The 20293-nt window shown below is 37.4% G+C and carries 17 protein-coding genes and 3 pseudogenes; 5 read left to right on the top strand and 15 right to left on the bottom strand.

All coding sequences use genetic code 11. The features are described from left to right. The first annotated feature begins 263 nt into the window (after positions 1-263). Positions 264-1505 (top strand): chloride channel protein, encoded by a 1242-nt coding sequence (locus LIT25_26145; protein USK36767.1) that lies wholly within the window; start codon positions 264-266, stop codon positions 1503-1505. A gap of 127 nt (positions 1506-1632) precedes the next feature. Here the strand turns inward: LIT25_26145 and LIT25_26140 are convergent, their stop codons facing one another. From LIT25_26140 to LIT25_26130, 3 genes are all read right to left on the bottom strand, one after another. Next, complete coding sequence (locus LIT25_26140; GenBank protein USK36626.1) at positions 1633-1779, bottom strand: hypothetical protein; 147 nt, start codon at positions 1777-1779, stop codon at positions 1633-1635. Positions 1780-1969: 190 nt separating this feature from the next. Next, positions 1970-2347, bottom strand: a complete 378-nt coding sequence (locus LIT25_26135; protein ID USK36625.1) for an enoyl-CoA hydratase — start codon at positions 2345-2347, stop codon at positions 1970-1972. A 250-nt stretch (positions 2348-2597) separates the two neighbouring features. Continuing rightward, positions 2598-3827 carry an aminopeptidase gene (locus tag LIT25_26130; GenBank protein USK36624.1) on the bottom strand — a complete coding sequence of 410 codons (1230 nt, stop codon included), beginning with the start codon at positions 3825-3827 and terminating at the stop codon, positions 2598-2600. A gap of 190 nt (positions 3828-4017) precedes the next feature. Here LIT25_26130 and LIT25_26125 point away from each other — a divergent pair. Further along, positions 4018-4297 (top strand): annotated as a pseudogene (locus LIT25_26125) (recombinase family protein). A 377-nt stretch (positions 4298-4674) separates the two neighbouring features. Here the strand turns inward: LIT25_26125 and LIT25_26120 are convergent. From LIT25_26120 to LIT25_26100, 5 genes and pseudogenes are all read right to left on the bottom strand, one after another. Next, a complete protein-coding gene (locus LIT25_26120; GenBank protein USK36623.1) occupies positions 4675-5295 on the bottom strand; it encodes a class I SAM-dependent methyltransferase in 621 nt (206 codons plus the stop codon). A gap of 495 nt (positions 5296-5790) precedes the next feature. Then, positions 5791-5874, bottom strand: a pseudogene (locus tag LIT25_26115) (DinB family protein). 370 nt (positions 5875-6244) lie between these two features. Continuing rightward, positions 6245-6718, bottom strand: a complete 474-nt coding sequence (locus LIT25_26110) for an SRPBCC family protein (protein USK36622.1) — start codon at positions 6716-6718, stop codon at positions 6245-6247. A gap of 46 nt (positions 6719-6764) precedes the next feature. Then, the gene (locus LIT25_26105) at positions 6765-7226 is read right to left on the bottom strand and encodes an SRPBCC family protein (GenBank protein USK36621.1); all 462 of its coding nucleotides are present in this window, start codon (positions 7224-7226) and stop codon (positions 6765-6767) included. Further along, a pseudogene (locus tag LIT25_26100) lies at positions 7226-7740 on the bottom strand (MerR family transcriptional regulator). The gene LIT25_26105 and the pseudogene LIT25_26100 overlap by 1 nt, the downstream one beginning before the upstream one ends. A 395-nt stretch (positions 7741-8135) precedes the next feature. Between LIT25_26100 and LIT25_26095 the strand changes: the two are divergent. Beyond that, complete coding sequence (locus tag LIT25_26095; protein USK36766.1) at positions 8136-9092, top strand: DUF6528 family protein; 957 nt, start codon at positions 8136-8138, stop codon at positions 9090-9092. Positions 9093-9703: 611 nt separating this feature from the next. Further along, a protein-coding gene (locus LIT25_26090; GenBank protein ID USK36620.1) for an IS3 family transposase occupies positions 9704-10854 on the top strand; the annotation gives its coding sequence in 2 pieces (ribosomal slippage) (positions 9704-9941 and positions 9941-10854; 1152 coding nt in all). Positions 10855-11224: 370 nt separating this feature from the next. Here LIT25_26090 and LIT25_26085 read toward each other — a convergent pair. The 6 genes from LIT25_26085 to LIT25_26060 all read right to left on the bottom strand — a co-directional run bounded on the left by LIT25_26085 (position 11225) and on the right by LIT25_26060 (position 17204). Next, the gene (locus tag LIT25_26085) at positions 11225-11395 is read right to left on the bottom strand and encodes a hypothetical protein (protein ID USK36619.1); all 171 of its coding nucleotides are present in this window, start codon (positions 11393-11395) and stop codon (positions 11225-11227) included. 408 nt (positions 11396-11803) lie between these two features. Beyond that, the gene (locus LIT25_26080; protein USK36618.1) at positions 11804-11929 is read right to left on the bottom strand and encodes a TfoX/Sxy family protein; all 126 of its coding nucleotides are present in this window, start codon (positions 11927-11929) and stop codon (positions 11804-11806) included. Between the two features lie 160 nt (positions 11930-12089). After that, the gene (locus LIT25_26075; GenBank protein USK36617.1) at positions 12090-12317 is read right to left on the bottom strand and encodes a hypothetical protein; all 228 of its coding nucleotides are present in this window, start codon (positions 12315-12317) and stop codon (positions 12090-12092) included. Between the two features lie 132 nt (positions 12318-12449). After that, complete coding sequence (gene ppsA / locus LIT25_26070) at positions 12450-15065, bottom strand: phosphoenolpyruvate synthase (GenBank protein USK36616.1); 2616 nt, start codon at positions 15063-15065, stop codon at positions 12450-12452. Positions 15066-15849: 784 nt separating this feature from the next. Beyond that, positions 15850-16707, bottom strand: coding sequence for a DUF3298 and DUF4163 domain-containing protein (locus LIT25_26065; GenBank protein ID USK36615.1), 858 nt, complete (start codon positions 16705-16707; stop codon positions 15850-15852). Next, on the bottom strand, positions 16707-17204 hold the full coding sequence (locus LIT25_26060) for an RNA polymerase sigma factor (GenBank protein USK36614.1): 498 nt from the start codon (positions 17202-17204) through the stop codon (positions 16707-16709). The genes LIT25_26065 and LIT25_26060 overlap by 1 nt, the downstream gene beginning before the upstream one ends. Before the next feature lie 368 nt (positions 17205-17572). Here LIT25_26060 and LIT25_26055 point away from each other — a divergent pair, with 368 nt between their 5' ends. Next, positions 17573-19492, top strand: a complete 1920-nt coding sequence (locus tag LIT25_26055; protein USK36613.1) for an acetyltransferase — start codon at positions 17573-17575, stop codon at positions 19490-19492. A 219-nt stretch (positions 19493-19711) separates the two neighbouring features. Here the strand turns inward: LIT25_26055 and LIT25_26050 are convergent, their stop codons facing one another. Further along, a complete protein-coding gene (locus LIT25_26050) occupies positions 19712-20293 on the bottom strand; it encodes a DUF4256 domain-containing protein (GenBank protein USK36612.1) in 582 nt (193 codons plus the stop codon).

The following is a 20293-nucleotide window of genomic DNA, read 5'->3' as shown; positions in this document are numbered from 1 at the left end:
ACGTTTTAGACAATATATACGAGTGCCTAAAACGTTTTCCTTTATTGGAATTTCAGTTTATTTGAATCTAGTATTATATAAAAAAAAGATGTAAAGTTAGAAAGGTTTAACAATGAAGGTGGGATTTAAGGAATATTTTTCGAATAAATAGTTCTCTTTAAAAGATAATATTCATATATTGAATTATTTATCCAATTATTTTCGTATCAGAATCCCTAATTTTTTTATAACAGAATATGAAGGAGGCATAAAGAGTGACTATTATGAGAGGCAGGCACTATTTATTCATCATGTACGGTATGTTTCTAGGTTCTATAGTTGGTGCTACGGCCTGGTTATTTTTATCTTTAGTAAATGTTGGGATTTGGTTTATTTGGGACTATGTACCTGAAGAATTAGCATCACCAACTTATTACACAATTTGTGTAACAACGATTGGTGGTATTCTTATCGGACTGGCACAGAAGTACTTAGGTACATACCCGCGTTTAATGCCAGAGGTAATGTCTGAATTTAAGGAGACAGGTAGAATTGAGTACCGTTTTGTGCATCAATCTACGTTAACGGCTATGATCGCTTTAATATTTGGCGCAAGCCTAGGACCGGAAGCAGCACTCGTTGGGATTATAGGTGGACTTTGTACGTGGATCGGGGATCGCTTTACATTTACTTTAAAAGGAGTACGAGAACTAACAGAAGCCGGGATAGGTGCTACTTTAAGCGTTATTTTTAATGCTCCGCTATTTGGTTACTTAGCCCCAAATGAAAATGAAAAAGACCGAATTGCTGAAATTTCTAAAAGAAATAAGACTAATTTATATCTTGCTACTACTTTTGCTGGTTTTCTTGTTTTTATATGGCTTAGTAAGTTAGATAATCGTGGATCCTTTATTGTTAATTTCGAGAAAGGGACTTTTGCACTCAATGAGTGGATTGCCTTTCTTCCCCTTGTTTGTATAGGAGCTGGTTTAGGTTATTTTTATTTCAAAATAGAATATATATTGGAAAAAGTGGTGCATCCTTTTAAAGAATATAAACTGACATTAGGGATTATAGGTGGTATTCTTTTAGGGATTGTAGGAACTTTATTCCCATATACAATGTTTTCAGGAGCTCACGAAATAGAAGAATTAGTGCATGAGTGGACAGAAATATCATTTTGGCTGCTGCTTATTGTGGGCATTTTAAAATTATGTACAACGGCATTTTGTTTAACTACAGGCTGGCGTGGTGGACATCTTTTTCCGATTATATTTGCTGGTATAAGTATCGGATATGCCATCGCTACTGTCGTACCGTTGGATGCAACTGCTTCTGTAGCGCTTGTGACGACCGCTATTTTAAGCTACGCATTACAGAAACCAATCGCCGCTATAGTATTATTACTGATGTTCTTCCCAATTAATTTATTATTACCAATGCTTGGCGCAGCGTTCATTGGTAGTGCGTTTCCACTCCCTAATCATATGCGAATAAATAACGATTCTGTCGCAAATGCAGAATAGCTGGATAAAAAGCAGTTGCTATTAATTTAACAACACAGTAAAGAAACTGTTAAATCGGTATTTTGAGTACTTCATTCAGCCGTTTTGAGGTCGTGAAGTTGTCATGTGAGCTGTTTGAGTACCTCATTCAGGTGCCCAATGAGTAAGCAGTCTTTGAGCCATATTCATTTTGCTCCAATAAATCACAAATCATATTACTTATATCTGTATCGTCTTCAACAATCAATATTGAAATTTTGTTAATTTCTTCAGGGTAATGAACTATTTTCCCCATAAGAAAAACACCTCCAAAATCGTTTAGTTTACTAATACGTTTCAGGGGGTGCTTTTTCCTTGTCTCACTTAACTGGGTCTCTCCATACTGGATAAGCGCCCTTTAATGGAATAACTAAAAGTTGGCTTCAGCCCTAAAATGACTAAATTCTTCTTTCACTAACGCACTAGTTGAAGAAAGTTTAAAGAATTTAAAGTATTACTCCTGAAACATCCCCTTTCAATACTTCTTTTTCATTCTGATTTTTACATAAAAAGGATGCAATAAAAGCTGTTCTATTATTTTCTTGCATTTCGTATTTTTCAATTTTAACTTCACATATTATTGTATCTCCCGTAAACACAGGTCTTAAAAACTCAAAATTCGTACTACGAGCCAGTACGTTATTATCTCCAGCTACTTTTGTTGGCAGAGTTGCCGTTAATAACCCTTGAATTACAAGTCTTCCCTGTTCATCTGGGGTTATATGATGAATCCCTTCATCACCTGAAATCTCAGTAAATAATTCAACATCCCTTACTGTAAAAGTCCGTTCAAACGTAATTATATCTCCTACTTTTAATGGCATATAAATCTCCCCCTGAATGTTTTATACTGTATGGTTAATAACAATGTGAATATTACAACAATAAAAACCATATTAATCTACCCTGCCCTGTTAGTAAAAAAGAGACTGAACTAATTGAACAATCATCCCCGTTACATCAATATTATTCATCTAATATAGATGCATAATAGTTCATACCATCTGTAAACATCTTCAATTGTCACACCCTTTAGTTCCATAAGAAATTTCTAAACTAGGTGTTGATTGTTACCTATGCCCAGTTTCCTTTACGGAAAATTGCTTCTCTTGTTCCGTCAGAAGTTATACCGTCGATGTCCATATCAGCAGAACCAATCATAAAATCAACATGTGTTGTACTCTCATTGAACCCATTCTTCACAAGCTCCTCTGAGGTCATTGTTTTACCACCTTCAAGACAAATTGAATATGGGCTGCCAATAGCAAGGTGGTTCGAAGCATTTTCATCAAATAGCGTTTTAAAGAACAAAACATTTGACTGAGAAATAGGTGAGTTAAAGGGAACAAGGGCCACTTCACCGAGATAAGAAGATCCTTCATCAGTTGCAATGAGGTTTTTCAAAATCTCCTCCCCCTTTTTAGCCTCAACACTAATAATCCTTCCATTTTCAAAGGTAAGAGTGAAATCGTCAATAATATTACCACCATAACTAAGAGGCTTAGTGCTGGTGACATATCCATTTACACCCGTCTTAAGAGGAGCAGTATAAACTTCCTCAACCGGGATATTTGAGATAAACTCAATTCCTTCTGGGTTTATGTTCCTTGCTCCAATCCAGACATGCCCTTTTGGAAGCTCCACGGTTAGTTCAGTACCGGGTGCTTCATAAACCAACATTTTATATCGTTTTTTATTTAGATAAGTAGTTTTTTCTTGTAGGTTTTCAACATGTTCTTTCCATGCTTTAACAGGATCCTCTAAATTTGAGCGAGTTGCTCTAAAAATTGCATCCCATAATAAATCAACCTGTTTTTCTTTCGGAGCATCAGGGAACACTTTCGCAGCCCAATCAGCAGATGGACTGGCTATCATCGTCCAGCTAATCTTATCTTTCTGTACATATCGACTATATGGATACATTGCTTTTCCCTTAGCCTTATTAAAATTTGAAACTCTTTCTACTGGAATACCCTTTAAAAAATCGGGGCTTGAAGAGTCGATATGCATAAAAGCTGCTCCTTTTTCAGCTAGTTCTTCTTTCTCTCTAGCATACCAGTATGATAAGGTTTTAAATACCTCTTCATTTGCCATCTCAAAACGCATTCTATCAACAATATCGTCTCTCCAGTCCACTACAACGTCTCCTGCTCCAGCCTCATAGGCTTTATTAACAATTAACCGAACCAATTCAATTGAGTTGAGTGTAGTTTTAATAACCAGCGTCTGCCCTTTTTGGATGTTAACTCCAACCTTAACTGCCAATTCAGCGTACCTATCTAAATTTATATAGAAATCTTTCATTTGAACACCCCTTATGTAACCTATTGATTATTTCACTTAAATACCATTTAATTGTTTCTCTATTGTTTGAATTTCGACAAAAGTGGCATACATCCTTCTTGAAATAACCTTCACCCGTTAGCGTAATAACTTTGATCAAACTTTAATTTAATCCAACAGGTGCCTCATGCTTCTTACTTAACAAAAATGCGAAGCTTGGCTCGATACAAAGTCCGCGCATGGAAAAATGTTATTCACTTTAATTTGCAGGAATTGCACAGTTTGAACGAGATCTAATTGCTGAGAGAACAAGAGAGGGTATTGTAGCAGCCAAAAGACGAGGAAAAACATTAGGAAGACCTAAAGTGGATCAAGAGAAGGTTGATTATGCTCTATATCTAATTAATCAAGGAGCCACGATCTCTGAAGCGACTGAAAAAGCCGGAATTTCCCGAATGACCTTATATCGAAAAGTGAACCAAAGCAGCTAACGAAGAACCTCGTTGAATTCAGCGAGGTTTAGATGTATACATTTTTTGTAGGCTACTTTGCGGTATATCGTAGCTTAGCTCCCTTTGCCCCTATTTGAAAATTATTCATCTCAAAATCAAAGGATTTACTCTATACTTTATTACATTAAATAAGGCGCTATCCATTGTTTTGGATAATCGCCCGATTCTTGAATAAACACATCAATTCCCTATCGGTTCCAGACCTAGCTGTTGGATTATCCTTTCACTTGTTTATGGAATAACAACTTACTAGCCTTTCGTTCAAATACAACTCTAATTATTCTTTATTGAGCAGTTATGATTACTACAGTGTAATGCCTTAATTTCTTTTCATTATGTTCAATGTTTCCATAACATCATTGTATTGAAATATGCTTATTCGGTTTTGCCCAAACTAAATGAACCGCACCAGTCAGATAATGTTCCATCCTCTCAATGTGAATGTTAGAGTGTTCAACGATGTGAAGCATATCACGATTTAAATAGCAGCCTGCGACCTTTCTATTAAGTGGATTAAGCATCGTTTGAAAGTATCCAATCATAGAGTTTGAGCTTTTTCCATGTTCTAATAAAAGAATTTGTCCGTCAGGTTTACACCACTTATTAAATGAATTTAATATTTTCATAGGATCTTCATATCCACACAGCGATAATGTAGAGATAACCGTATCAAATGAATTATCCTCAAACGAAAGGGATTCAACATCAGAAAGGATAAATTGGGCTTCTATACCTTCTTCAATCGCAGCTTCTTTTGCTTTCTTTAACATTCCCTCACTGAAGTCAATTGCTGTCACTTCTACTCCTTGAGGATAAAAATGAAAGTTTGCTCCCGCACCAACAGCTACCTCCAGCACTTTCCCTCTTGCAGATGAGAGTAATTTTTCTCGCCATTTTCTTTCTGACCGTTTTCTTCTTCTCTTTTCATATATTTTTGCTTGTTTATCAAAAGTTCTAATGATCTTATCTTTGTTCATTAGCTACACACCTTTTATCCCTATTTTTATTATGGTTGTTTTTTTATAAAATCATTCGAGTTTTCTCAAGCCTCTTTGTCTTGCCTACATTTAAAATAGCATGACCTTTCAAACTATTTTAAGACAAAAGTATTGACTTATATTATCTGGTATAATGGAATAATATCAAGATAATCATTCAGAAATCCGATAAATCCTGTTCTGATTTGTAGGATATGTATATAAAAGCGACATAAACAATATAATACGATTAATTTTTTACTCCATTATATGGCCGATTGCTTAATACCAATTATTTCAAAATTAGGTGATTAACTCAACCTTTTATTCTATTAAAAAGGATATAAGCGCCCGATTGCTGAAGATCATTACCATTAATGTTAAAATTACTTATTCTTTCTAAAAGGAATGCTACCTAATAGTTAAACAAAAAAAGAACTGTATACCTGTTTTATTAGTTACCCTCAATTAATTTGCTTCCATGCCTATCTGAGTTCACTCCTCTTTTGATGGACCATAAAGACCTGGAACAACTAAACCTGCCTGACGCATAAGAATTGTCATTTGTCCTCTATGATGAATTTAATGTAGGACTTTTTGCGAATTTTTTTGCTAATGCTACTAATAGCCCCCAGCCGGTTCCATGTAGTGCTATTAAGTTAGAAATATCTTTAACTTGTTGGTTTGATAATTTATATTCTTTAACACTTCCAATACTAGGCGCATTTGTTGAATAATTAAATCCCAATTTCTCATTTATATCACTGAGAGATTGGGATTTTTAATGCTGGAATATCCTTAACGTTGTAAATCCGCGTTTTGCTGGCGGTACCCTGGCGGTACCCCAGATACAAGATACCAACTACCGAAGCATCCAGACGTCAAGTTTTATCGACGTTTTATAGCGAGCTGATACCGGGGGCATCCATACGAGGCTGGCCTCTTACTTTTAAGACATACTTGCCAGATGCTCCTCAAGACGATCCATGGTCTGTTCGGCACCTGGGACGGCATATGTTTTCACCTTATCGAATACAGCGGCATTTTCTTCAAAAACTGTGCTATAAGTGAGTTTGGTCATACCATCCAGATCCTCAAAGATTGCTGTCGCCAGAAAATGGGGAAACACAGCATGTTTGATGACGATTCGCTCGGGTTTAACGACCGCGACAAAGACGTTGGTATTGGGATAATCAACGCCATCAGGACCGTGCATGATAAACTGCCATGTACCGCCCGGTTTCATATCAAACTTCTGAAAAGTCGTCGTAAAACCTCGAGGTCCCCACCACTTCGACAGGTGCTCCTCTTTCGTCCAGGCATCAAACACAAGATCGCGTGGAGCATCAAATACGCGGGTGATCACAATCTCGCGTTCACCTACTTGCGTTGCGATTTTGTTTGTTGCGTTGTTTTGGTTCATGTCCACCCCTCTTAAATGAATTTGACTTTGACTTGCATAGCATTCGTCATTGATTTTTCTCCACTGTTGACTCTTTCTGTAGATACTCGCCAAGTTTGTCTAGCAAAAATTTCGTTCCGTGTAAACGATCGGCTGGTGAATCATGACCGTCGAGAAAAGCACCCTGCTCTGTGAAAATCAACTGGGTCCCGTCTTCTGCAGGCTTGAATTCTACCGTTGTTACGGATACGGATACCCGTGTTTCATCCATATCCATCGTGTAGGAATAGACGATACGCTGGTCAGGAACGATTTCTAAATACCGTGCATCTTGGGTGAATACTGGTCCCCCTGGAGGTCCACCTATATTACGCTCACGTCCGTCGACTCGAAAATCAAATTCCTCAGCCTTTTGAAACCACTGGGCCTTTTCTTCAGAGTCCAACCAGGCTGTGAACACTCGTTCAGGTGAAACATTATAATTCTTTTCAATCGTAAAAGTATCGTGAGTTACAAAGCGTTTCTTCATTATTTTTTCCTCCTCTGGTCTGGTTGATTAGGATGCTTGATAAGGAAGTTCCCAAGCAGGTCGAAGTGGCGTTCCATACTTCTCCGCCGTTCAGTGAAATAGTTTTCATGATTCTTTTTCATCATTCTTAATAGTTGTGTAAAATCTTCAACCGTCACAGGTTCTTCCATTCGCATAAGGCTTGATACATTTTGTAATTCTTTTAAAAGCTTCTGCTGGTTTCTGATGTTTTCTTTAAGGCGATCTATCTGGAGTTTAACAACTTCGAATGGATCGTAATCGTCATCAGCCAGAATAGATTTAATCTCGTCGAGCGATAAACCCAGGTCTTTTAACGTAAGAATTTGCTGTAAACGTAGAATGTCATTTTCGACATACAACCTGTGTCCGAATTCAGAATATCCGGATGGCGAAACAAACAGATTTGATCATAATATCGTAACGTTCGAATCGTTAATCCAGTTAATTTTGCTAGATCTCCAACTTTCCAATATTTTGTGCGTCTAATGGTCATCCTCTCATTTCGCGCGATTATTTTTACCGGTAACTTTACGATACCCCATTACGCGACGTAAGGTTCAAGTGTTTTTTTATTTTTATATTAGAAATTCGAAATATCAGAAAATTATAGTCTAAATCCCATTTTTCACTTTTGATTGGAAGTCTTATTCAAGAAAATGGCCCTATTGTTGAATATGAAAAGGAGTTGCCGCATATCCCCCGTTCTTAAACTCAAGTCCTCGGTAGCTCAATTCGTTTGCAGCTACTTCGAAAAATCAGAATTTGTAAATTATTTAGACTGTATTTACATGCGTTTAACAAAGGCGGAGTATCATCAGGGAGAATACCAAATAAAAGCATAATAGGAAAAGGGAGAGATGATGGTTGATCAATTATTGGAAAAAGTTGGTGTTGGTTGTAGCGGTAGTGATAAGTATATCAGTGGTCATGTCCGGTGCCAATTATGGACAAGCTTATGCCGAGGATAACAAGCAAAGCGATTATTGGGTAGCGGTTACGGATCAAGAATCTGATCAAATTCTCGTTTTCGACACGAAAAAGAGTGATTGGAACGACAAAAACGCCTTGAAATGGTCTTGGGCTCCGACTATAGAAAACGGATTCGAAGAACTGACGTCAGCATGGGGAACACCAAGCGGTGTAAAGCTCCGTAAAGGGGAAAATGGCGGAAAATATATGCTTGTGACGGATTCAGCTGGATTGGTAGCGATGGTGAAATATCCTTCAGGAAAACGGGTATGGGGACACAATGTAGGAGGCAACCCGCATGCCGCGGAGCTGTTGCCGGATGGAAACATTGCTGCTGCATCAAGTCACGGGAACTTTGTTAGGGTCTATACTGCTTCACAAGGACCGGATTCTTCCAAGTATACCGAGTATTATCTTCAAGGTGCACATGGCGTATTATGGGATCCAGAACGGGAAGTACTGTGGGCGTTGGGTGACCTCTACTTGGTTTCACTCAAAGTGAAAGGCACACCTGAAGATCCACAACTGGAAGAGATTAGCAGGAGCAGTATTCCAACTTTCGGTGGGCATGACTTGTCTCCCGTATATGGAGACACCGATAAAATGTGGGTAACTTCGAACACGAAAGTCTATCAATACAGCAAGTCGACTAATGCTTGGTTAGAAGATTACGAGGGAGCCAGCGAGATTAGTCGCAAATCTGTCAAAAGCATAGGCAATCAGCCTTCAGGTCAGGTCGTATTGGCAGTGCCTAGGGCAGGCACGAAATATTCCTGGACTACAGATACCGTTGATTTTTACTTGCCATCAGACAAGCGTGTACTAAAGGGTGGTTCTTTTTATAAGGCGCGTATCTGGAATCCAAATTATCAGTAAGTTCAAGTCGAAGCTGTCAGTCGGTACCAAAATAATTACAAAGGGAGTCTGAAGCAGTTAAGAAGGAATTTGTGAAAAGTGACAATAAAGTTATCTAATTTTAGAACCTTAAACATGCATAACCCCGTTCTGATTTCAGGACGGGGTTAAAATTAATACTTCACTACACTTAAAAATATAACAATAAAGTCGTATAAATCTGATCTAGTTATTGCATAATAGAGCCCGATTGCTGAATAACAAGGAAATACATAAGCTGTTATTTGCTTAACTTGTGATACGCTTTACCGTAACGCATCTAAATGAGGTTTTTATTATGAAATATATTATTCAATTCCAGGGACTTTCCTTTTATAGGGAGGTTCATTTTTGTGCATTTATGCATTAGTTGAACAAGAGGAAGTCTGTCTAATTAAAGTTACCCATTTCATTAGGAGAAAATCTAATTTGTTAATTATGGTTTATTTATAGAGTAATAAACTTCAATTAACTGCCATTACTTTACAAAGAACAATTAATCAAAAAATAAACATAAAAAATGGAGTTAGTATAGTTTCATGGACACTTTTTAGTTAAGTCCTTACAATGATTTTTGAGAGGATGTGTCCGTCTTGGAACGTAAGAATACAGGTAAAAAATATAATAATGAATTCAAGAAGACTATAGTAGATCTTTATCACTCGGGTGATTCGGTCAGAGAATTAAGCGGCGAATATGGCGTATCAGAAGTTACCATTTATAAATGGGTTAAAGAATTTACTCCAATCGGTTTAGGGGAAGAGTCCATGACTCCAAAGGAATTAGCCGCCATACAGAAGGAAAACCTTCGGTTAAAGCAAGAAGTTGAAATCTTAAAAAAGGCTATGGCCATATTCGCGAAAAAGTAACCGAGACAGATCTTACCGAATTTATTGAGGAACACAAGAAACAATACCCCGTACAGAGGATGTGTGAAATACTAGAAATCCCAAGAAGCAGCCATTATCAGTCCCTTCAAATAGTCGTATCAAATCGCGAACAGGAAAACCAAGAACTCACGAAGGAAATTCATCTCATTTACCTGGAAAGCAAGGGACGATATGGGGCTCCAAAGATTCATGAAAGCTTATTAACCAAAGGGTTTTCCCTAAGTCTAAAGCGTGTTCAACGTTTAATGAGCAAGGCAAGAATTCGATCTATTACTAAGAAAAAATACCGTCCCTATACATCTATAGAAAAGGTTATTCAATTGGATAATTTGCTAAAACGAGACTTCACTACTCAGACCATTAATGAGAAATGGGTAGCAGATATTACGTATATCCACACGTTAAAAGACGGATGGTGTTATTTAGCTTCGGTATTGGACCTTCATTCTAAGAAAATAGTAGGGTATTCATTTTCTCGTTCAATGACGACAGAACTGGTCATAAAAGCTTTCAATAACGCACACATTTCACAAAAGCCCTCGGAGGGCTTAGTTCTTCATACAGATCTTGGCTCACAATATACAAGCAGTGAGTTTACTCAACATATCCAAAACCATCATATTAAGCAATCCTTTAGTCAGAAAGGTTGCCCGTACGATAATGCCTGTATTGAATCCTTTCATGCTTTATTAAAAAAGGAAGAAGTCAACCACGTACAATATCTAGACTATCAAACAGCTAAATTAGCAATGTTCCAATTCATTGAAGGTTGGTATAACCGAAAAAGAATTCACAGCAGCTTAGGCTATCAAACCCCACAAGCCATTGAAGATCGAATTAGGAATACAGCTTAAGATTTAACTTTTTAGTGTCCAAAATATTGACTCAAATCCAAAAAGACACTCTATGAATGTCATAATTTAATAAACTATATTATTTATAAGGCATTTTATATGTGGCCCGACTGGAAATTCTTCTAATAAGAATTTATAAACACACTTTGGGAATGCATCCTATATTAATAGAGGTACCGTAGCCAAGATGTCTTAACTTAACCTTAATATCGATATCCTTTTCACTAAGTTTTCTAATTTTGCCATAAAGAGTAATACATGAGATTAGTGGTATTCCAATTGGAAGCGAAGTGTCTTTATCATGTACTGTGCCATCAAAAATAAGTTCATGGTGACGATTATTTCATCGCCACCGTTGCATCAGCTTTTTCTATTTAGGACTGTTATTAAGTGTCTGAATGTTTCGATTTCTTTCTGCGCCATCGGACAGCTCCTCTGAAAATTCATGGTCTGCTTTTTTACCTAACAGGAGTTCAGATGACCGGATTGTGTTTGATGGCAAATTATTATTCGATGCCGCCTGTTTATTCCATTTTCCCACTAAAATCACCTCTTTTTTATTAGTATTGGAATTTCGCCATGATTTTATTAGAAAACTCCGATAAAAAAACGCTTGAACGAATCTAAGCGTTTTTCATACTTTTATCGCTTACTAGGCCTATACCCGGCTTTTTGTGCCTCTTCCTTACTACAAAACATCTCTTCCTCTTTTGCCACATTATAATACTGCTGCCCTGGCATATGATAAATTTTATTCTTCATAACCGAGCCAACCTTTTGATTTGGAGGGTGGAATGTATGAAAACAATGTATTATCGCTTTCCAAAATTCCCATTAAGCGCGTCTATTTTTACTCTCTTGCGTACTTCGACCGGGAGCTGGGTCCAACGGACACCCTCAATTGCTCCTGCTAATGCAAGCAGCGAATGGGTGCAGTCTCTATCTGGCGCTACAGCCCGTAACGACATGCTTCACGAAATCCTATTTTTTGAAGCTCTTCAAAAGTCTTGATTCCGGCCTGCCGTAAATCTGACCCTAATCGATGCCCGATATTCACTGCGTCTTGAATATCCATGTTCAATCACTCTCCTTCTTCCTATTTGAAGAACCAGAATATTTGGTGACCAAACGACTCCTGTTATTCTGTCTAACGCAACCCCAAAAAGATAACTGATTTATTCACTTGAACCACCGTCCAATATTTGCACGAAGCCATTAGTTCCATCCACTCGTATTTATTCACCATCTTTAATAATTTCCGTTGCTTTTTCGATTCCAACAACTGCTGGAATACCGTATTCACGTGCAACCACGGAGCCGTGAGTAATCATTCCACCGACTTCTGTTATGAGTCCAACCACTGAAGTAAATAATGGCGTCCAACCAGGATCAATAAAGACGCGTTCTTCAATAAACGCGCCCTTTAACAGAAGACTCGATTTCAAGATAATCTTAACAGACATTAATATCGATCTTCAGTCACTTCCCCCTTATATGTCCTAGTGACAGGGTTCTTAACATAGACCGTAAAGCACCATGATGTCAATGATTCTCCTAATTCGCATTCTCTTCTTTTATGATTTAAATGTAAAGAATTATAGTATTTCTATATACCCTTCTGTTCCATTCACCCTGATCCTTTGTCCATCCTTGATCATCTTCGTAGCATTTTCCACACCGACAACTGCTGGTAAGCCATATTCACGTGCGATAACTGCTCCATGGGTCATCAGTCCACCAACTTCGGTGACTAGACCTTTTATGGATACAAATAATGGTGTCCAGCCAGGGTCAGTAAAGGAGGTGACTAATATATCTCCATCTTCTAAATCAGTATCTTCCATGTTTAAGATGACACGTGCTCGTCCCTCTATAACTCCGGAAGAAACAGGCAGACCTAAAATAGCTTCGGCTGGGAGATTTTCTCGTTTGTACTCACCAGCAATAATTTCACCATCAGACGTGATAACACGTGGGGGAGTTAGTTTTTCATATAATTTGTATTCGTCTTTTCGTTTGCTGATGATCTGGTAATCCAGTTTGTTTGTACGTACGACTTCGTGAAGTTCTTCAAAAGTGAGATAGTATATATCTTCTTTTTCATGAATAACGCTGGCTTGTACGAGTTGTTCGGCTTCTTTCAGTAAAGCCTGCTTATAAACGAAGTAGCGATTAATCATGAAGTATTTTGGATATTCACGATAACCGATGAAATTCCGTATTAGGCTGATCATTCGTTTTGTCTCTTTGGCTTTTCGTTTACCATCCGGTAATTGCTTCAATCGATCTAATAACTCTTGTTCTTTTTTCCAAGCTTCCTGTCGCCCTTGCTCAAATTTCCGATTGCCAGAATTAGGCTCAAATTCTTTGATGTTATTGAGAATCATGTGGACAAGTGTAGTTGGTTTTTCACTCCAACGAGTTTTAGTAATATCGATTTCTCCAGCACATCGCATTCCGTATTTGTTGAGATAAGCATAGATAGCGTCTTGGGTTTCCTGTCCACCATCAAACTTAATCAGTTCATCCAAAAAGTTATCATCTTTTACATGTTGTAAATATTCAATTAATTCTGGATAAGGACGAATCACATCTGCGACATCCAATAGCGCCAGACCCATTTCCGAAGTAATATTGTTTGGTACAGATTGAGAAAGCTTATCTGCTACGTTTTTTTCACCTAACCATTTGTTCATTTTTTCATTGATCCATGATGAAGCATCCATAGCAGCCATAATCACACCAAAACCTTGTGGGTCAAATAAAATCTTCTTTAATTGCTGGATATCTTCTAGAATAAAATCAAATAAATCCGCTCCTGATTTCGTTTGGATGTTTTGTTTTAACTCTTCTATCGATGTTTGACTAGTCTTAATCAAATCAGAAACGATTGTCGGATCGTTTTCGATTTGTGCTTGAAAACCCGAAGACGATATACCTTTATTGCTTTTACTGGGACCCGGTACTTTTTTACCATCTGGTGACGATTTTATAAAATCTTCTCGCTCTACGATGGTCATGAGTGCGTCTTTTATGAGCGGATCGGATTTTCCCAAGGTATCTATTATCGTTTTTCTGCTGACAGGCGAAGCCAGATTATGCGTGATATCAACAAATAACCTTCCACCAGCTTTACGCATGGGTGCATTTGTTGTTAACAGGAAAAAAGACAATCCCAGTGGTTTCATGGGATCGGTCATCATTTGTTGATGACCGACAGATACGTAAACGTGATTTTCTTCATCATTCGCTTCAGGGATCGGGTATAAAGTAGTGATTGGCCGACTCTGGACAATATAAAATGTATCATCAACCAAACACCATTCGATATCTTGTGGGCAACCAAAATAAGCTTCGATCTGTCTTCCTATGCGTGCTAGTTGTAAAATTTGTTGTTCAGTAAGTGTTTGAGTCTTTTGCTGATCAGGATCGATCTGCTGTGTCTCTGTTCCGCCTTCTTTTAGTCCATAGATAGCCAATTTTTTGGTTGCTATCATCTTATCGACGATTTTATCTTCCCGCACTTTATAATTGTCCGCAGACACTAAGCCAGAGACAAGCGCCTCACCCAGTCCAAAGCTAGCATCGATCGACAGCACCTTTCGGTTTGAGGTAACTGGATCAGCTGTAAATAGTATTCCGGAAGCTTGTGGAAAAATCATCCTTTGAATGATAACGGATAGGTAAACTTGACTGTGATCAAATCCGTTTTGGATTCGGTAAATTACTGCGCGATCAGTAAATAGGGAAGCCCAACATTTACTGATGTGTCGCAATATTGCATCTTTTCCTTTGATGTTTAGATAGGTATCCTGTTGACCAGCAAAGGAGGCAAATGGAAGATCCTCGGCTGTAGCACTTGAACGAACAGCATATGCATGCTCGAAGCCAAAAGTTAAGAGACATCGATCGATATCTTCTTCGATCCCCTTCTCGATCTCGATCCCCTCAATCAGCTCACGAATCTTCCTGCTAATTTCACTAATTCTTTCTCGTTCATCCACTTTTTGAACTGCTAGTTGATCCAGTAATTGATGAAGCTCCTCATTTTTCCCAGTGACTCTTTTATATGCCTCAGTGGTAACACAAAATCCCTCTGGTACAAGTATTCCTTCAATCCTCGAACATTCGCCCAAATTTATCCCTTTGCCACCGACCACCATTTGTCTCGTTTTATCGATCTCCCGAAACTCTAGTACATATGGTTTCATTTCTTTCCCTCCCATTTATCGCTCAATACCAAGACGAATCATATGACAAAAATTGTTCATCTGATCAACCAATTACGCTGTTCACTCGTTCTTGCTTCTGGCGAAGTTCCTTGTTCATGTCAAACACTCCTTTAAAAAAATAAAAATAGGGGTTGACTGAAAAGGATTTTATGATGTATAATTAAAATAGGGATAATTTATAAAAAAATAAATAATCGGTGTAACTATATAAATATACCACAGTTTCTCATTTTTATCAATGTATTTACACGACCATAATTGTTGCAAATTCAAAGGAAGAAAAACCCCATTTTACAAGACAAATGACTCACAAAAAATGATATCCAAATATCCAATCATCTAGTGTAGCGTCAGGAAAATACGGATTTACAACGTTAAGAAATTCCAATATTAAAAAGCCCAATTTCTTAGTATTAATATTAAGAAATTGGGCTTTTTTCGTTACCTCTTTAAAGCGCCCGATTGTTGAATAGTTAAATTAAACATTTACTTCTTATTGGAATGAAAACTTTACCCCATTTGAATCCATTATTGAGGTGGATTCAGACGGTCTAGTTTTATTTTATCCTGAACTGTTTAGACGACGCTTTTAATACTTTGCATGAACAGATTATTTTTTTTGTCATAGTTTCAGTCAAATATGTAATAAGTAATTCATTACGATAAAAAAGGTACAGTTCCTTGTTTAAGAATTGCGCCCTTTAATTTGTCCTAACTAACGAAAAATCAGGGCATCAAACCCTGATTTTTTGTTATAATTCTGCTATTTGATATATTCTTTACTGGCTAATACATTGGCAATCACATCGGTCGGAATGGTAAATTCACAAACGCCCATATAGCCTGGCGCGACTTCGTATTTATTAAATACGATAACAAGTTTTCCTATATCGTTAATATAAAAGCTTTGGTCTTTGGCAATGGTTTTAAAGCCCATTTCATCATCCAACCAATAAAACTTGTCGGGGTCTCTTTCCATTTGACGCCTCATCTGTTCCTTTATATTTTCGTTTATCAGGTTCATATAGCTATCATCTTTAAATAAACTCGGCAAGGTTATCAAAAGTTCATGTTTCTTGTCGATCGTATCATAGGTATATTCTGAGTAAGAATTCACCGTGCTTACAACATATCTGCCCACAGCAAGAATTTGATCATTGTCGGTTTTGACATCATAACCGCTTTCTACACCCAAATGACCTCCGCCATTCTTCTTTACTTCCTCTATTTTCGCCATAAAATCATTGTACAGTTTTTTACTTGCTTCCAGGTATTTTTTGTTCAAGGTGGATTCTAATGTTTTATTTTCCATGTTCGTAATCGCAGGTACTTTTATTTCCGTTTTGGCTGTTCCCTCATCTACTTTAAATTCTGTAAAAGTCAACACCTTAACGAGCGAGCCAACAATAGGCACTTCTGATAAGGCATTTGCAAGGTTTGGACTCGCATTAACTCCTGTGATGAATATCAGCACCGCTGCTCCGACCCCAACAAGACGCTGCATCATGTTCACATTTCTTTTCTTTTTTTGCTTGAGGGCTTTTTTCACGATGAAATCCAATTCATCTGGGATAGGTGTATTCTTATATTCTTTTCTTAAAGCTTCCAATTTCTTGTCCATTATATTAATTCCTCCTCAGTAATGATGATGCGTAATAATTTTAATCCCCTGTAAAGCCGTGTTTTCACTGTATTAATATTTTCATCCATAATTTCCGAGATTTCCTCCAATTTTAAATCTTCAAAAAAGCGAAGAATAATAACGGTTTTGTACTGAGTGGGTAATTCATTCAAAGCATTGAAAAGATCAATGTCATTGTATGCATCTATTTTTCCATGACTTAAAAATTCAATCGTTTGATCATCCACAAAGGTGATTTTCTTTTGTTTTCTTAAAAAATCAATCGACGTACGAACGACAATTTTATAAAACCAACTTTTGATCGATCCAGATTTTTGAATCGTTTCAATAGAAATAAGTGCTTTTTTTATTGATTCCTGGACGATATCCAATGCATCCTCTTGATTTTTTACATAACTGAACGCCAAACGATAAAAATCCTCTTTGTGATCATTTATACAGGTGACGAATAGTTCATTCACATCTTTTTTCTTCATTAGTTCAAAGAGCCCCTTTTTGCAAAATACTTTATTTTTATAAGCTGTTCGAAGTTTAGACGAAGAAACGTCATTAAAAAGTTTCATTCGCATATTTCAGAATTCGGACCACCTTAAAAATAATTTAATTCTGGGTTTGACAATTAGACCACCCTATTCTATTTCTTTAAACAAACTATGTTGAATAATATAATAAAGTTTGCTTTCAAAAAAATAATGTATGTTATTATTATTTTTTTATCTATTTTTATGAAACTAAATGATTGGATGGTCACGTCTATTCATGGGAATGATTTTTGCTCCTCTCCCATAATTTTAAATACCATGACAACCATGAGGAGCAGTACAGATTATTGGAGGAATAAACTATGTCAGGCAATACACAAAATCACCGTTATATCCATGGATTGGATGGACTTAGAGCTTTAGCTGTACTATTTGTTATTGCTTACCATCTTAACTTCAGTTGGGCTAGAGGAGGGTTCCTCGGAGTAAATATCTTTTTTGTTTTATCAGGATACTTAATCACGTCTATCATGTTGCCGGCACAAGGACAGCGATTTACAATTAATTTGCGTGATTTTTGGATTGGACGGATGCAGCGTCTACTTCCGGCAGCCTATTTCATGATTTTGGTTACTATCGTTTGGGTGACGTTATTTAACAGAGAACTTCTTCATACTGTAAGAGGAGATGCAATCTCTTCTATTTTTTATACAAGCAATTGGTGGTTTATCTTTCATGAAGTTTCATATTTTGATAGTTTTAGCTCCCCTTCACCATTGAAGAATTTATGGTCATTAGCAATAGAGGAGCAATTTTATATCATTTGGCCGATTGTGTTGGCAATTGGTCTTTACATATGTAATAAGCAAAGCAAGTTTGCGATTTATGTCTTTAGCGGTGCAATCTGTTCTGCCATGTTAATGGGTCTGCTCTATGAACCCGGGACAGATCCGAGTCGTGTTTACTATGGAACCGATACCCGTTCATTTGAACTGTTAATTGGCTGCTGGTTGGCTCTTGTTTGGCCAATGAAGAGACTCTCGTCCAAAAAGCTTTCTGTCAAGCTTCACAATTCACTGAATATAACAAGTATCATTTCATTGGTCATCTTCATTTTTTGCGTATTGTTTGTAGATGAATATCAGGTGTTTTTGTACAACGGAGGCATGTTACTGATTTGTATGAATTCTGCGATCCTGATCGCTTGTGTTTGTCATCCGGCAAGCTTTTTAGGGAAATTACTCGCCTGGAAACCTCTACGCTGGATAGGTACAAGATCTTACGGAATCTACCTTTGGCATTACCCAGTGATCGTGTTGAGCACTCCCGGTTATGAAATAGGAAATCCTGCATACTGGCGTGTCGGTTTGCAACTAGCCATTACATTCATCATTGCGGAACTGTCTTATCGTATTATTGAAATGCCGATTCGAAAACATGGATTCCGATCATTTTTTCTGAGGTGCTTTGTCATCAATAGGATAAAGTGGAGAAGCTTTTCTTTTGGCAGAAAAATATTAACGGGGCTCATCCCTTTAGTCCTTCTGGTGTTTATTACCGGGATCACGGGTGTGGTAAAAGGTGAAGAACAAAAGGATGCAATGGCGTCATATCCAGCTAAAGTAAAAATAAATGGTGAAGCGTCTTCTGGCAGTAAAGATACCGATACGAATCAGGAAAGCACTGCATCTGAGAAAAATCCTTCCGATCAAGATCATGGCGAAGAATTTAAACCAGGAACCGAACAGAACAAAGAAACACCCCAAAAGGAGAAAAATGATACAAATGATATACCTCTAAATCAACCGTATACGGGAATACTGGCCATTGGAGATTCTGTTATGATAGATATTGCTCCAAGCTTGCAAAAATTATTTCCTGACATAACGATTGATGCAAAAATTGGAAGACAAGTTTCACAAGCTATCAAGTTAGCCCCTGGTTATGCAGATTTTAATCATCCGGATAAAGCAGTCATCATTCAACTGGGAACAAATGGTTATTTTACTAATCATCAAATGGACACATTACTCAGTGCTTTCTCGCAGGCTCATATTTATTTAGTCAATACACGTGTACCGCGCTCATGGGAAGGCAAAGTGAATCAAGCATTATATAAAAAATCTCAAGAGTATGAGAATGTTACGTTGGTTGATTGGCATTCCGAAGCTATTGACCACCCAGAATATTTTGCAGAAGACGGTGTCCATTTGTTGCCAAAAGGAATTGAAACCTTAACAGACCTCATCAACCAATCCATCATTCATATAGCTTTAGAATAATGGTTGATCAAATTGATACTAATAAACCTGAACAAAAAGAAAGAGCGTGTTTTGAAAACAAAACATGCTCTTAATATATTCAATTGAATCATTCTTTTATAAATTTGATCATTTCTATAATCCTTATTTAATTAAAGCGCCCGATAGTTGAAGAATGAAATTAAAGCTTTTCCTTAGGTGATCCGTTCTCAAATTCAAATTTAGCTGTCTGTGCAAAATTTAGACCCTTAGCGAGCCACGAAAACCCCTGGCGGCATAGTAGGATTCTGCTCCATTGTGATACACGAAGACGTGCCCGAAGCGACAATCGCAAAAAAGGGCACCTCCGAGTTCTCTAATATCAGAGGGTGTTTGCACCCAACTCGACGTTTTCATATCGAAATTTTCAAGTTTCTGCAACGCTCGATATTGTTCTTCCGTTAATAGTTCAATGCCCATGGCAGTTGCCATATCAATAGCGTTATTTTCTGGTTTATGTTTTTTTCTTGACTCCAACCCTTCACGGTCGTAACAAACACTTCTGCGACCTTTAGGACTTTCCGCTGAACAATCATAAAAAATGTATTCGCCATTCTTTTTATCATGACCAACAACATCCGGTTCACCTCCAGTTCTTTCCATTTCATTGAGCGACCACAGTTTTTCAGTATTAGCATCCAGCTTTGCTTGGATTTTAGCCCATTCAAGACCTTTATGGCGGTGCATGTTTTTCTCAAAACGGGCTTTCAATGCTCTGAGTAATTCTTCACGTTGTTCTAGTGACAACTCCTTTTTATTGCTGATGTTACTTCTCTTTGTCAT

It is taken from the genome of Bacillus sp. F19, assembly GCA_023823795.1.
Lineage (GTDB): Bacteria > Bacillota > Bacilli > Bacillales > Bacillaceae > Bacillus_P.
This window is presented reverse-complemented; position numbering and strand designations above follow the sequence as displayed.